The organism is Streptomyces sp. A 4/2 (assembly GCF_940670765.1).
In the GTDB taxonomy this organism is placed as follows: Bacteria; Actinomycetota; Actinomycetes; order Streptomycetales; family Streptomycetaceae; genus Streptomyces.
The window spans coordinates 1-13,876 of the sequence record NZ_CALNVW010000056.1; the positions used below are offsets into that span (position 1 = coordinate 1).

The 13,876-nt window shown below is 71.5% G+C and carries 12 protein-coding genes; 2 read left to right on the forward strand and 10 right to left on the reverse strand.

Annotated features, from left to right (window positions below):
- Positions 1-54: 54 nt before the first annotated feature.
- From NBY69_RS34615 to NBY69_RS34625, 3 genes are read right to left on the reverse strand one after another with little or no spacing between them, the layout of a single operon-like run.
- Positions 55-954 carry a 4'-phosphopantetheinyl transferase superfamily protein gene (locus tag NBY69_RS34615; protein WP_250306140.1) on the reverse strand — a complete coding sequence of 300 codons (900 nt, stop codon included), beginning with the start codon at positions 952-954 and terminating at the stop codon, positions 55-57.
- On the reverse strand, positions 951-1,211 hold the full coding sequence (locus tag NBY69_RS34620; RefSeq protein WP_250306142.1) for an acyl carrier protein: 261 nt from the start codon (positions 1,209-1,211) through the stop codon (positions 951-953). Before NBY69_RS34620 ends, NBY69_RS34615 begins: the two co-directional genes overlap by 4 nt.
- A 35-nt stretch (positions 1,212-1,246) precedes the next feature.
- Positions 1,247-2,980: an acyl-CoA dehydrogenase gene (locus NBY69_RS34625; protein ID WP_250306143.1), complete on the reverse strand. Its 1,734-nt coding sequence runs from the start codon at positions 2,978-2,980 to the stop codon at positions 1,247-1,249.
- A 472-nt stretch (positions 2,981-3,452) separates the two neighbouring features.
- Between NBY69_RS34625 and NBY69_RS34630 the strand changes: the two genes are divergently transcribed.
- Both NBY69_RS34630 and NBY69_RS34635 read left to right on the forward strand, forming a co-directional pair.
- On the forward strand, positions 3,453-4,199 hold the full coding sequence (locus NBY69_RS34630; protein WP_250306145.1) for a thioesterase II family protein: 747 nt from the start codon (positions 3,453-3,455) through the stop codon (positions 4,197-4,199).
- Positions 4,200-4,299: 100 nt separating this feature from the next.
- On the forward strand, positions 4,300-5,346 hold the full coding sequence (locus tag NBY69_RS34635; protein WP_250306147.1) for an AfsR/SARP family transcriptional regulator: 1,047 nt from the start codon (positions 4,300-4,302) through the stop codon (positions 5,344-5,346).
- 28 nt (positions 5,347-5,374) lie between these two features.
- On the opposite strand, the gene NBY69_RS34640 is transcribed toward NBY69_RS34635, so the two are convergent.
- The 7 genes from NBY69_RS34640 to NBY69_RS34670 all read right to left on the reverse strand — a co-directional run.
- Positions 5,375-6,172, reverse strand: a complete 798-nt coding sequence (locus NBY69_RS34640; RefSeq protein WP_250306149.1) for an AfsR/SARP family transcriptional regulator — start codon at positions 6,170-6,172, stop codon at positions 5,375-5,377.
- An 84-nt stretch (positions 6,173-6,256) separates the two neighbouring features.
- On the reverse strand, positions 6,257-8,443 hold the full coding sequence (locus NBY69_RS37485) for a condensation domain-containing protein (RefSeq protein ID WP_284350143.1): 2,187 nt from the start codon (positions 8,441-8,443) through the stop codon (positions 6,257-6,259).
- A 123-nt stretch (positions 8,444-8,566) separates the two neighbouring features.
- Positions 8,567-9,523 carry an SRPBCC family protein gene (locus tag NBY69_RS34650; RefSeq protein ID WP_250306150.1) on the reverse strand — a complete coding sequence of 319 codons (957 nt, stop codon included), beginning with the start codon at positions 9,521-9,523 and terminating at the stop codon, positions 8,567-8,569.
- Between the two features lie 181 nt (positions 9,524-9,704).
- Complete coding sequence (locus NBY69_RS34655; protein WP_250306152.1) at positions 9,705-10,526, reverse strand: AfsR/SARP family transcriptional regulator; 822 nt, start codon at positions 10,524-10,526, stop codon at positions 9,705-9,707.
- A 391-nt stretch (positions 10,527-10,917) separates the two neighbouring features.
- Positions 10,918-11,742, reverse strand: coding sequence for an AfsR/SARP family transcriptional regulator (locus NBY69_RS34660; RefSeq protein ID WP_250306153.1), 825 nt, complete (start codon positions 11,740-11,742; stop codon positions 10,918-10,920).
- Between the two features lie 302 nt (positions 11,743-12,044).
- Positions 12,045-12,695 (reverse strand): ScbR family autoregulator-binding transcription factor, encoded by a 651-nt coding sequence (locus NBY69_RS34665; protein WP_250306155.1) that lies wholly within the window; start codon positions 12,693-12,695, stop codon positions 12,045-12,047.
- A 178-nt stretch (positions 12,696-12,873) separates the two neighbouring features.
- Positions 12,874-13,876: acyl-CoA carboxylase subunit beta (locus NBY69_RS34670; protein ID WP_284350146.1), on the reverse strand; the 1,003-nt coding region annotated here is incomplete at its 5' end.

Below are 13,876 nucleotides of genomic sequence, written 5' to 3' on the forward strand. Positions count from 1 at the left end.
CCCCCGCCCCGCTGGTCGCACGCGGGTGGGCGGGAGTCGTGGGAGTACGGGAGTTCAGGACAGCCCGCGGCCGTCCTGCTCCGCCTGGTGGGCCACCCGCAGCAGTGCGTCGACCATGCCCTCGTCGAGCATGGTCTGGGCGGCGATGTCCGCCGCGTCCCCGAAGCCGATGTCGAACAGTGCGACGCTCACCGTGTAGTCGTCCGCCACGCTCCAGGTCCCGAAGCTCCACTCGTCACCCGAGCCCGGTGTGCCGTCCGGCCGCAGCACCTGCACCCGCTTCGCCCCGGGCGCGAACCCGAACTCGGTGAAGCGGAACCGCAGTCCCTGGCCGATGGCCTTGCTGTACGCCTCCTTCAGGGTCCACAGCCGCACCAGGGCCGGGTTGCGCCACTGCTCCTCCATCCGGGCCAGCAGCTCCGCCTCGTACGGGGTGCAGATGTGGCGCTCCACCGCCGTGCCGCGCAGCTTCCGGCTCTCCAGCTCCGCGTCCACGCCGATCCAGCCGCGCCGGGTGAGGCCGACCACCAGCAGGTCGGCGGTGTGGCTGAGGCTGATGTCCACCTGGTCGCAGCCGCGCAGATAGGGGCGGCCACCGGGCTTGTAGGCCAGGTCGATGTCGGACGGCCGGGCCTCCAGGACCGCCGCCGCCGCGTACTTGAGCAGCAGCCGCGACGCCAGGAAGCGGGCGCGCACGTCCGCGTTCGACATGTCCCGGTAGCGCTCCCAGTCCCGTCCCAGCAGCGGCGGCAGCGCGGACTCGGCGCTGTCGTCGGACAGCCAGTCCGGCATCCAGTCCTCCAGCCGCCCGTACACCACGACGCTGGCCCGCTCGGCCAGTTCGCGTCGTACTGTCTCCCACTGCCCCATGGGCGTGACCAGGAGCGGCTCGGCGAGGGTGGCGAGCAGGGCGGGGGCGGGCAGCACCGCCGAAGCGGTCACGGCGGTGGTCACGCCGTGTTCTCCAGGGCCGTGGCACGCAGCAGGCCGGTCAGCGTACCGACGTCGGCCATGCCGCCCACCATGGCGTGCAGGGGCAGGTCGCCGAGGGCGGGGTGGCGCTCCCGCAGCCGCTGGACGAGCTCCATCAGCATGAGGGAGTCGAAGCCCAGGTCCTCGTACAGCCTGTTGTGCTCACCGGCCGGGGGCAGCCCCGTCTCCAGGGCCACGACGACGTCGTCGGTGACCCTGTCCAGCAGTAGTTCACTCATGTCGGTCCTCCGGTGCGCGCGTTGTCCGGCGCGGGTCAGCTGGTTGCCAGCGGGCTGTCGTACAGGTCGAAGCTGCTGCCCAGGTAGTAGCGGCGCAGCAGTTCGGTGAAGACCTCGCCCTCGGGGCCGGGGGCGTCGGCCGGAAGACCGATGCCCAGCCGCTTGCAGATCCGCAGCAGCGCGACCACGAGCCAGTCCGACGAGGCCAGGAAGGTGTCGGGGCCGCCCTGTTGGTGGCGCCACACGCCCAGGCAGGCGGCGGCGCAGAGCACCAGCGTGTAGCGGTCGGCCAGTGCATAGGTGTGAGGGTTGGCGAGGCTGTCCCGGCTGAGCGGCGCGAGGGTGGCGCAGGAGTTGCGCAGCCTGCGCAGCTCCTCGACGAGACGGTTCACCAGCGGACCCAGTACGGGATTGGCCGCGGCGGCCGGGCCGTCGGCCGCGACGGTCAGTTCGGCGCACAGCGGGTCGTGCGCGGCGAACGCCCCGAGCCGCCGGAAGTCCAGCGAGGGCAGCTCGTCCCGCAGCCTGAACAGCGAGCTGTCGGTGTCGGCCGGAGCCGAGTCCACCAGCCAGGAGCGGCGGGCGAGGGCCGGCAGCTGGGGGCTGATCGTGGAGAGCGCGGCGGCGGCCCCCGCATGACCGAGGCTGGTCACCGGCAGGTCCCGCACGTGCTTCTGGAAGATCCCGAAGGCCCCGTCGCGTACGTAGATGCTGGAGCCGAGCAGTACCGACAGCTCGTGCACCGCGTCGTTGAGCAGGGTGGGCAGCAGGTACTTGGCGGCAGCCGCGTAGACGCCGGTGATGCCGTGGCCCCGCCCGGCCGCCCGGGTGCTCACCAGGGCCAGGCTGTCGGAGATCAGCAGGTCGGCGAAGGCGCCGACCAGGGTGCGGCGGGCCTGCGGATTGCGGTCCATCTTCCGCCCGTCCACCCCGTGCGTGTCGGCGAACCGCAGGGCGGTGCGCAGCGCGGTGTCTCCCCCGGCCAGGACCATCGAGGGCAGGATGCTGCGGGTGAACGCGAACGACCGCAGCGCCAGGTCGACCCCGCCACCCTCCTCGCCCAGCAGGCTGTCCTCGGGGACCGGGCAGTCGGTGAACTCCAGCCCGGTCTTGCGGCAGCCGCGCATCCCCACCATGGGGTAGGGCTCCAGATCGCGCACCCGGTCGGCAGGGAGTTCGTCGCGGTTGAGCAGCAGCGTGGAGTGGGCCCGGCTCCCCGGCTCGTCGGAGCTGCGGCACACGATCACCAGGCCCTGGGCGCGGTCGGCGTTGATGATGACCCGCTTGGAGCCGCTCAGTGTCAGGGCGCCGCCGTGCGCGCGAAGGCTGAACTCGTCGCGCAGGAAGGCATTTCCGTGGGCCAGTTCACGGTAGGAGACGGCCAGCCGCCCACCGCCCAGCAGCAGGTCGGCGGCCCATCGCCGCTGAGCGCGGTTGCCGCCGGCCCAGACGGAGGCGCCCGCCAGGGCGGAGAAGACGCCGTACCCCACACCGAGCGCCTGGTCGCGGCGGAACACCGGGCGCAGCACGCGGGCGAGGGTGTCCGCGCGTACGAGCCGCCCGCCGAGGGCAGCGGGCACGAATTCGGCGTTCAGGTGGAAGTCGTCGAGGAGCTGTTCGGCCTCGGGCGACAGGACGCCGAGTTCGTCGGCCCTGAGCAGGCCCGCGTGCCCGAGCGGGTTGTCCGGGTCCCAGGGGTCGCCGAAGCGCTGTTCCAGGTCGGCGACACGTTCCTGCACCGCGGCCTCGGAGTTCAAGGGTGCCGGCACACGCAGTCGCGGTGCCGCGGCTGCCCTCTCATCGGCGAGCGTCGTCCCCCATGCCATTGATCCGCCACCTTCCGCAGGGCAGGCCCCTCGTACGGAAACCTCTGGGCCGAGCTTCGCCGCCCGCTCTGGAGAACCACTTGAGACCCGCACGGGCTCCACCACAGGACCGTGCCGGGCGGGGCCGCGCGCCCTCGGTTCCGCGTGCGCCCAGGTCCGGCCCGGGGCGGCGGCGCCGGTCCGGACGGGCGACGGTACGAAAGCGGCCGGCGCGGGGATTCCGCCGCCTGAAGATGACTCAAGAACGCTCACACCAGGGGCGGAGCCCGTCTGGCGCCCGCGCCCCGATTTCCGTACACCGTCTAGGGTCCGGAAATCGAATGGAATCACGGACGGAATCACGGACGGAATCGCGGACGGAATCGCGGAGTTCCCGCCCGTGGTCCGCCCACGGACTTTCCCCCGGAGGAGAGCGATGGACAGCACACGACCCGCCCTGCGCCTGTTCGTCTTCCACCATGCGGGGGGATCACATCTGCTGTACCGCCACTGGCCCGCCCGCCTGCCGGACACCTGGGACGTGCGGCTGCTCGACGCACCCGGGCGCGGCAGGCTCCTCGATCTGCCGCAGATCGCGGACGCCGGCCGGCTCGCCGAGTTCTTCCTGCGCCGCCTCGAACCCGAACTGACCGTCCCCTACGCCTTCTTCGGGCACAGCATGGGCGGCCTCATGGCGTACGAGATCACGCGGCGGCTGGCCGCCCGGGGCTGTCCGCTGCCGGTGTGGGTGGGGGTGTCCGGCCGTGGCGCGCCCCGACTCCGGGCCGCGGACGAGCCGCGCCACGAACGGTCCGACACCGAGTTGCAGACCCATCTGGAGCTGCTCGGCGGAACGCCCGACGAGGTCTTCGACAACCCCGAGCTGTGGGCGCGGTTCGCCCCGGTGATCCGGGCCGACCTGCACCTGGTGGAGAGCTGGTGCCCCGAGCCGGGCACCGTTCCGCTGCCGGTGGCGCTGTCCGCATACGGGGGCAGCGAGGACCACTTCGTACCACCGCGGCTCATGACCGGCTGGGAGGAACAGACCGAGCACTTCCTGGGTCTGCGGGTCTTCGACGGCGGCCACTTCTACTTCCAGGACGATCCGGACCCGCTGCTGCGGCAGATCGAGCAGGACGTGACCGTGGCGCTGGACGCATCCGGCGCGGTGCGCTCCTCGTGAGCCCATCGGCACAGGGCGGCGCGCCGGGAAGGACCTGCGCGCCCGTCGGCCGCCCGTCGACCGCAACCGGCTGGATTTCCGGCCTGCACAAGGGGGAGAAATGCAGTTCCGCATTCTCGGTCCCGTGGAAGTCCAGGACGAGCGAACCGGTCTGAGGATCCTTCCTACGGGCGCCAAGCAGCGTGCCCTGCTGGGCGCGCTGGTCGTGAAGGCCGGGCACAGCGTGTCCGTGCACCGGCTGATCGACGAGCTGTGGGGCGAGCACCCGCCCGCCAACGCGGCGAACGCGCTGCAGGCCCATGTGACCCGGCTGCGTCGGCTGCTGTCCGGGCCGGACGGGTGCCCGGACCCGGCGCCGGGCCCGGGTTCGGTTTCGGGGCAGGGTCCGGACGGGGAGCAGCACCCGTGGATCGTGACCCGCTCGCTCGGCTACGCCCTGCAGCTCGACCCCCACGACACGGACGCGGCCCGCTTCCACCACCTGACCGCCCGGGGCAGACAGGCCCTGCTCCACGACCCGGGGCAGGCGGTCGACCTGCTGCGCAGAGCCCAGTCGCTGTGGCGCGGGCCGGCCCTGGAGGGCAGCGTGCTCGGTGACATCTGCGCGGTCGAGTCGGCGCAGCTGGAGGAACACCGGCTGGCGGCCCTGGAGATGATGTACGACGCGTGCCTGCGTACGGGGCGGCACGGCGAGATCATCGGCGAGCTGGAGGAGCTGACGGCCGATCACCCCATGCGGGAGCGGTTCTACGACCTGCTGATGGTCGCCTTCTACCGCTGCGGGCGGCAGGCGGAGGCGCTCGGCGTGTACGACCGGGCGCGCAAGCGGCTCGTGCACGAGCTGGGCATCGAGCCGGGGCCCGCACTGCGCGGCCTGATGGAGGCGATCCTCCACCACGACCCGGTCCTCTCCACCGCCGGAGCGGCCCGCCCCGCGGACACCGCCGGTCCCCCGGCCACGACGACGTCCGGGTCCGCGGCGGGTACGGAGTCCGGGGCCACGGCGCTCACCCTGGGCGACGAGATAGCCAGGCTGCACCGCCGGATCGAGGGACTGCAACTGCAACAGGAGCGTCTGCTGCACCGCTTCGAGGCGTTGACCGCGAGCGCCGCACGGCGGGTGGCGGGCGGCCAGGGGGCCGGGTAGGGGGACCGGCCCCCTGGCCGCCGTCCCGTCAGCCCGCCGGGCCGCGCACGGCCGCCGTCTCGGGCGCCGTCACGATGAGGCGCTGCAATCCGCTGAACCCGGCCGACGGCTCTCGCCCCTGCTCCCGGGCGAGGGTGCCGCGCAGCCGCTCGCACACCCGGAGCGCCTCGCCCCGCCGCCCCGACCGGTGCAGCGCGAGCGCGAACTGGCCGTGTGTCTCCTCGCGCGCGGGGAACCGGCTGACGAGGGCGGTCAGTTCGGGCAGCAGATCACGGTGGCGGCCCAGGCGCAGATCGGCCTCGATGCGCTGGCCCAGGGCGGTCAGCCGGGCCTCCTCCAGTTTCCCGGCGTCCCGGGCGGCGGGCCGCCCCAGGGGTACGTCGGCGAGTACCGGGCCGGTCCACAGCGACAGCGCGTGCCGCAGCCGGTCGGCGGCGCCCCGGTAGTCCTCGGCGTCCATGGCCCGGTAGCCCAGCCCGGCCCGCCGCTCGAACTCGCGGAAGTCGACGGTGCCGCCCCGGGTGTCGAGCCGGTAGCCGCCGTCGACGGTGACCAGCACGTCCTTGGCGGTCACCGAGGTCTCACCGGCCCGGGTGAGAGCGGACCCGATGAGGTCCCGCAGCCCCATGACGTACGTCTGCACGGTGGTACGGGCGCTGCCGGGCGGACTGTCGCCCCACAGGTTCTCGATCAGCTCGCCGGAGGCGACCACCCGGTCGGCCCGGAGCGCGAGGAGCGCCAGGACCTGACGGGGTTTGGGGGCGGTGGGGACGACCGGTACCAGGCCCTCCCGCACGGACAGCACGCCCAGTATCTCGATGTCCATGGCTCTCCTACGGCTTGGTGCGCGCGGTGGGTCGATGAACATAAAGAAAACAGCGCAGTCGGTTTTTCCGTCAACTGTTTCGAGTCATTTTCTCGCGGCCAGGCCTTCTCGCCCGCTTCGTTCGGCGGCGGCGGCGAGGTGGCGCGCGAAGTCGGCGACGCCGTCGCCCGCCGTGCCTTCCGTCCCGAGTACCACCAGGGGCGGCCTGCCGTAGTGCGACGCGAGGGACCGGGCCAACTCGCAGGCCAGGGCCCCGGATCCGGAGAAAGCGCCGAGCACCAGCGGCCCGGTGGTGCCCGCCGGAGAGCCTGCCGGAGAACCCGCCGGAGGATCCATCAGGGGACCCACCGGAGAACCCACCGACGGGCACAGCGCGGCACCCGCCTGGTCCGGGTGCCCCCGCAGTACGGCGAGTGCCTGGGGCCCCGGGTAGCACCCGACCAGTTCGTCGTGGCGGTCGTCGTGCCCGTCGCCCGGTCCGGACGGGCCGACGAGACAGACCGTCCCGGCGCCGGGCTCCCGTGCCGGACGCAGGCACACCAACTGTCCGGCCACCGCGTCGTACAGGCGCGGCACCTCGTCACCGGCGAGACCGGACAGCACCTCGGCGATCGTCGACACGTCCCCGGCCCCGAGGGGGAGTTCGCGCAGCAGCCGGGCGCTGTGGGCCAGCAGCGCCGCCACCCCGTCGTCGTCCAGCCGGCCGCGGTCGTGCACCGAGCTCAGCACCAGGCCGCCCGTGCTGTCGTAGTACGCGACGACGCCGATCGGGAAGCCCGTCTGCGGGGCCGCGGGGTCGGGGTCGGTCACCTGGATGCCCTGGGCGGCGAGGTCCGCGCCCAGGTCCTCCAGGGGGCGCAGCCGGTGTTCGAAGGAGAGCAGGGTCTCGGGGCCGTTCAGGGGCCCGGCCGCCGCGGCGCGGAGCTGCCCGGCGGAGACCCACTCGCAGGCGGCGATGTCCAGGGCGCGGTCGCGTACGTCGCGCAGCAACTCGGGGACCGTGCGCCGCGGGTCGACCTCGACCGTCATCGGCAGCGGGTTGCCGAAGGGGCCGGGAACCCGGGCGATGCCCTCCATCGTGATGCCGCGGCCGGAGACCAGCACGCTGAAGTTCACCTCGGCCGGACCGCGTACCCGGCCCGCCGCCCGGTACAGGAGCATGGCCCAGACCGCCTGCAGCACGACGGACTCGGTGGCTCCCCGGCGCACCGACCACCGTGCGAGCCGGGCCGCCTCGGTGCGGTTCAGCCGGGCCCCGGTGCGGCCCGTACCGTGCCGACGCGCGACGGCGCCCGCGGGCGCGCGGGGCAGAGCGGCGGCCGTCACCCCGGCCCGGCGCGCGAAGACCTCCCCGGCGGGCCCCTGTCCCTGGGCGCTCAACCAGCGTCGGTAGTCCCGCAGATCGGGTCGGCGCTCGCCGCCCCTGAGGGTGCCCGAGTCGACGTAGGCGCGGTAGAACTCCTGGAGCAGCAGCCGCACGCTCCAGGAGTCGAGCAGACCGCGGTGGTAGGTCAGCAGCACATCGGTGGGCGGGACGTACCCCTCCTGCGGCTCACCGTCGAGCAGGGCGGCCCGCAGCATCCCCGGACGGCTCAGGTCGAAGCCGCGCAGCCGCTCCCGCTCCATGAGCGCCTGCCGGGTGACGGTGCCGTGCCGGTGCCGTACGACGTCGGGGCTGGACCGCGGGTACACCGCCACGCGGGGCTCGGGGTCCCGGACGAACGCCGCGCGCAGCACGGTCTCGCAGTCGAAGACGGCCTGCCACGCCGCGGTGAACCGGCCGGTGTCCAAGGGCCCGTGCCAGCGCCAGAAGAGCTGGCCGACCTGGGGCGCCGGGCAGGAGGCGGACTCGGCGAGCATCTCGCGCTGCAGCGGGGTCGGCTCGAACAGCTCCGGCAGCTCCCGGTCAGGCCGCTCCCGCGTCGGCAGTTCCCGGTCCGACCGCTCCTGGTCCGCCAGTTCCCGGTCCGACCGCTCCCGCTCCGGAGCGCCGGGCGGCGGATGCGCGGCGGTCAGCAGGTCGGCGAGGGCGCCGAGCGGGTAGCGGCCCGAGCACTCCAGGGTGTGGTGGCCGGGGCCGTGCCGCCGCAGCCGGGGCTGTTCGCCGCGCGGCGCGGGAGACCCGGAGGCGATCCGGGCCAGTGCGGTTCTCAGGACGGAGGGGTCGAGCGGGCCGCGCAGTTCGAGGGTGGCCGGCCCGTCGGGCGTGGCGTCTCCGAGGTCCAGCACGGCCGTCAGGGACACCTCTGCGATGCGTTGGTCGGTCGTCATCGGCTCTGCGGGCCCTTGTCACGCGCGCACGGCGACGGAGGCCCTTCCTCCTCTCCTTCGAGCGCGGAGATCCATCATGGTCCGGCGCCCCCACGGGGCGCTGACGCGGAACTGACACGGGTTTCAGAGCACGCGGATGGCCGACTCCGCGTGCCGCCGGGCCAGTTCGAGGATCTCGTGGCTCTCGCGGCTCAGTTCCGCCTGCACGTACCGACGGGCGTCCGCCACCGTGGCGCCCGCGCCGAGCGTCGGCTCGATGGCCTCCTCACGCAGCAGGACGGTGTGCTCGGCGGCGACGGTGACCCCGGTCTCGTCGGGGACGACGGACCACTCACCGGTGCGCGACGCGATCAGGCCCGGCGCCGGGAACTGCTTGTGGACGATGCGCCCGGCGTGCGGGAAGCACACCCGCACCGACTCGACGGTACGCACACCGCCGTAGGCGTTCGTGACGTCCATGACGACCTTCTGGACCCCCGCCTGCGCCTCGTCCAGTTCGACGCGGGCGACGTGCGGCACCTGTCCCTGCCAGTCGGCGACCTCGTACAGGAACGCGTAGACGAGCTCGGCGGGGCCTTTGACGCGGACCGAATCGGCGGACGAGACGACCAGCGAGTCGAGCCTGTCCCACCGCTCGGCGAAGAACCGGATGCTCTCCAGGTCGGAGCGGGCCTCGGCGGCGGCGGCGCGCTCCAGCCACGCCAGGTCGTCGGGCCGGTCGTCCGCGGCGGAGAACTCGTGCTCCATGGTCAGCCGGGAACGGCCGTCGCCCAGGTCGTCCACGGTCCACGTGCCGCCCATGGACTGCGCGGGCGTCATGATCCGGTCCTGGCTGAAGACGATCCGGCGCCGCACGGGGTCCAGTACCCGGTGCGAGAGCCAGGACTTCACCTGTCCGTCGGCGACGACCCACATGCGCATCCGGTCGCGCGTCCCGTCGAACTCGGGCCGCTCCACGTGCACGTGGTGGGGGAAGAACATCGGCCACCGGACGGTGTCCGCGACGAGGCCGTAGACGACGCCCGGGGAAGCGGCCACCTCGACTTCGTGGGACATCCGGCGCATACGCTGACTCGACACCGGCAACACCTTCTCTCGGGGGAAAGGGCCGCCGATTGCCGCGCGTACGGGCACACGGTCGATATGCCTCCGCGAACTCGGCAGTCCCCCGAGGATGTACGGAACGACTCGACCGCCGCCTGAGCGCCGCTGGAGCCCGGCCCCGACAGCGGCGCGGCGCGGCGCGGCCGGGGCGCCCGGATCAGGCCGCGTAGAGATCGAAGGTCGAGCCGCGCCGCGGGCCCGCGGTGATGTCGAGCTGCGGATCGACGGCGAGAATGGCCTGGTGGAGCCGCTGCACCTGCGGCGAGGGCTCGACGCCGAGCTCCTCGATCAGCCGCCCGCGCAGCCTGCGGTAGACGTCGAGCGCCGAGGCCTGCCGGCCGGAACGGTACAGCGCCACCATGGCCTGCGAGTGCAGCCCCTCGTGCTGCGGGTACCGGGCCGTCAACTCTGTCAGCTCCGCGATGAGTTCCGAGTGGCGGCCGAGCCGCAGGTCGGCGTCGATGCGCCGCTCCACGGTGCCCAGACGGCTCTCCTCGAAGCGCATGACCTCGATCTCCAGGATCGGCCCCACCCGTACGTCCACGAGGGCGGGTCCGCGCCACAGGTCGAGGGCCGTGCGGAAACGCTCGGCCGACAGCGCGTCGTCGCCGGCCTCGAAAGCGCCCCGCCCTTCCGTCACCATCCGGTCGTATTCGTGTACGTCGACGCTCTCGGGCGATATCTGCATCAAGTAGCCGCCGTGCCGGGTGGCAAGAATCTCTTTGGCGCCGCCCGGGGCATCGGGACCCATCGCGGTGCCGAGCCTGCGGCGGAGTTGCAGAATGTAGGTCTGCAGCGTGGTGAGTGCGCTCTGCGGGGGCTCGGAACCCCAGATCTCCTCCATCAGAGTCGCTACTGGCATAACCCGCCCCGGATAGAGCGCGAGCAGAGAAAGAATCTGCCGTGGCTTGCCCGCCGTCGGAACGATCGACTCCCCGTTGACCTCAGCACTCAACGGGCCCAGAACCTGAATCCTCACTGGTTTCCTCCGTACCTCGTCGAGTTCCTGTCAGTGACCTGAAGCCGTCGTCGCGAGCACAGTAGCCGGAATGATTCGGCACCCCCGGATTCCTCCAGCAGGCCTTGAGGAAACCTCCAACCCTCGCTCCGAGTAACCGAATCGGACCGGCTGAAGATCGTCTGAAGTTTGCCTGAAGGTCGTCTGCAAGGGCACTCGAAACAGACTCGCAAGACATATGAGAAATTCTGCCCGCCGGAAGTCCGCGTTTCCGGAGGCCGGCGTTTCCGGAGACCAGCGTTTCCGGAGGTTCGCGTTTCCGGAATTCCGTATACCAATTCCTGTTCCTGCATTCCGTCCCCAGGTTCTCCTGTCAACTCCAGGACCGGGAAAGCGGGTTGTGCTCCGCTGCTCACCCCGTTGACACAAGGGGCTCCCTGGCGCCCGTGGGGGCCGCCATGGACTCGGGGTTGGCGACGAGGACGGACCTCTGCAGCCGGCGCAGCGCCACCGACGGTTCCAGGCCGAGCTCCCGCACGAGCGTCGTGCGCAGCCGCTGGTACACATCGAGCGCCTCGCCGCGGCGCCCCGAGCGGTGCAGCGCGAGCATGAACTGCGCATGCAGGTTCTCGTGCGTGCGGTAACGATTCACCAGCACAGTCAGCTCGGCGAGCAGTTCGCGGTGCCGGCCGAGCCGCAGATCCGCCTCGATGCGCTGGTCGAGCGCGCACAGCCGGCCCTCGTCGAGCCGCTTGATCTCCATCTCCAGCTGAGGCCCCGTCGCCACATCGGTGAAGGCGTCCCCGCCCCACAGTGCCAGCGCTTCACGTAACTGCCGGGCGGCACCGGGGAAGTCGCCCCCGTCCATGGCCCGGTACCCCATGCCCGCGAGGCGGTCGAACTCGCGGACATCGCTGACGCCGTCACCGCTGGACAGCAGGTAACCGCCGGGTGTGGTCACCAGTACGTCCTTGGCGTTGCGCCGCCCGGCGTCGTCACCCCGCAGCAGGGCGGCCGAGATGCGCTCACGCAGCTGCAGCACGTACGTCTGCAAGGTGGTGCGGGCACTCCGGGGCGGGGTGGTGCCCCAGAGCTCCTCCATCAGGCAGGAGATGGGGACCACGCGGTCGGCGTGCAGGGCGAGCAGCGCCAGGACCTGCCGGGGCTTGGGGGCCGTGGGCGCGATGGAGAGTCCGTTCTCCTGCACCGCCAACGCGCCCAATACGTTGATGTCCACAGCGTCTCCCTGTTGGTGGATGCTGCCGCTCGCGGGGGCTGTCCCCACTACAGAACAATAAAAACAGGCCAGACGGTTTGTCAATTCAAAACCGCACAGACGGTTTCTCTTTCTGGATCGACCCGGAGAATCCGGCGCGCGGACCACGCCGGTTTCCCCATATGTCAGTATCTAGCCTGGCGTTGGAGACGTTGAAGGTGCCGAGATCATTTACCCGGAGCGGCAATTTCATTGATCTTGAACGGCACTTGAACGGAAGGTGATCGTCCAGGGGGTGCCATAAACGGTCGGGTCGGTCTGTTTTATCTGCCCTGCTCCACCTCGGCCGGTACGACCGCTGCCGTGCCGTGCGGATGCAGCGTCGAGAGCAGTTCCGGCGGGGCCAGCCGGGGCAGCATCAGGTCCCAGTACTGGGACAGCATGTGGTGCGACACCCAGCTGGGGTCCTTGATGCCCAGCACCTCGAAGCCGATGGTCGCCGCCACGACGGCGGTCGAGGCGCTCGACACCGAGATCCCCTCGGCGAGCCCGCCCCCGGCCTCCGCCGCGCGGAACACCTGCTCGATCCAGTGCTGCCACTCCAGGCGCAGGTCCGGGGTCTCGTCGCACCGCTCGGTGGTGCCGACCAGTTCCAGACCGGCGCGGACCACCACGTCCTCCTCGATCGAGCGCATCAGCGCGTACGTCGCGTCGACGAGCCGTTGCAAGGGGGTGTCCTGCCGTTCGTCGGCCTCCCGGGTGATCTGCCGGACGGTCCCTGCCGCTTCCTCCTCCACGGCCTGTGCCAGCAGGTCTTTGTTCTTGAAGTGGAAGTGCAGCGCACCGTTGCTGACGCCGGCCCGCTTGCTGATGGCGCTGAGCGAGGACGGCCTGAAGCCTTCCTCGGAGAACGTCTCGGCAGCCGCTCGCATCAAGGACCTTCGCGTACGCGTGGCACGCTCCTGCTGCACCATCTCGTATCTCCTGGGTGAGGGAAGAGGACCGTGGCCGACCGCCGGTGGGCGGCCTCGGTGCCAACTCCCCGTTGTCACTGTGGGTTACTGCTCCGGGTGCGCGGTGGACGCCCGGTGCACGGTCCGGCGACCGGGCACCGGACCGTGCGGGGACTGCCTCTCGTTGTCCGTCCGGGCCTCACTGGGGCGGGTTCCCGTGCTTGCGCGAGGGCAGATCGGCGTGCTTGGTCCGCAGCATCGCGAGCGAGGCGATGAGCACCTCGCGGGTCTCGGCCGGGTCGATGACGTCGTCCACCAGCCCGCGCTCCGCGGCGTAGTAGGGGTGCATCAGCTCGGCCTTGTACTCCTTGACCATGCGCGCCCGCATGACCTCGGGTTCGTCGGCCGCGGCTATCTGTCTGCGGAAGATGACGTTGGCCGCGCCCTCGGCGCCCATCACCGCGATCTCGTTGGCCGGCCAGGCATACGTGAGGTCGGCGCCGATCGACTGCGAGTCCATGACGATGTACGCACCGCCGTACGCCTTCCGGAGCACCAGCGAGATCCGCGGCACGGTCGCGTTGCAGTACGCGTACAGGAGCTTGGCGCCGTGCCGGATGATCCCGCTGTGCTCCTGGTCGACCCCGGGCAGGAACCCGGGAACGTCGATCAGGGTGACGATCGGGATGTTGAAGGAGTCGCACATCTGCACGAAACCTGCGGCTTTTTCGCTCGCCTCGATGTCCAGTACCCCGGCCAGGACCTGCGGCTGACTGGCCACGATGCCCACGGCACGGCCGTCCATCCGGGCGAGCGCGCAGATGATGTTGCGGGCCCACCGCTCGTGGACCTCCAGGTACTCGCCGTCGTCGACGAGCTCCTCGATGACCTCGACCATGTCGTACGGGCGGCTGCCGTCGAGCGGCACCAGGTCGCGCAGTGCGTCGGTACGCCGGTCGGGCGCGTCGTCGCTCCGTACCACCGGCGGGTTCTCGCGGTTGTTGGCGGGCAACAAGGAGAGCAGGAAGCGGACTTCGGCGATGCAGGTCTCTTCGTTGTCGTACGCGAAGTGCGCCACGCCGGAGGTCTCGGCGTGCACGTCGGCGCCGCCGAGCCCGTTGTGGCTGATCTCCTCACCGGTGACGGCCTTCACCACGTCCGGACCCGTGATGAACATCTGCGAGGACTCCCGCACCATGAAC

Bases quoted from the DNA above. Each gene is read 5' to 3' on its own strand.
- NBY69_RS34620 (WP_250306142.1), bottom strand. From the start codon at position 1,211: ATGAGTGAACTACTGCTGGACAGGGTCACCGACGACGTCGTCGTGGCC.
- NBY69_RS34630 (WP_250306145.1), top strand. From the start codon at position 3,453: ATGGACAGCACACGACCCGCCCTGCGCCTGTTCGTCTTCCACCATGCG.
- NBY69_RS34635 (WP_250306147.1), top strand. From the start codon at position 4,300: ATGCAGTTCCGCATTCTCGGTCCCGTGGAAGTCCAGGACGAGCGAACC.
- NBY69_RS34640 (WP_250306149.1), bottom strand. From the start codon at position 6,172: ATGGACATCGAGATACTGGGCGTGCTGTCCGTGCGGGAGGGCCTGGTA.
- NBY69_RS37485 (WP_284350143.1), bottom strand. From the start codon at position 8,443: ATGACGACCGACCAACGCATCGCAGAGGTGTCCCTGACGGCCGTGCTG.
- NBY69_RS34665 (WP_250306155.1), bottom strand. From the start codon at position 12,695: ATGGTGCAGCAGGAGCGTGCCACGCGTACGCGAAGGTCCTTGATGCGA.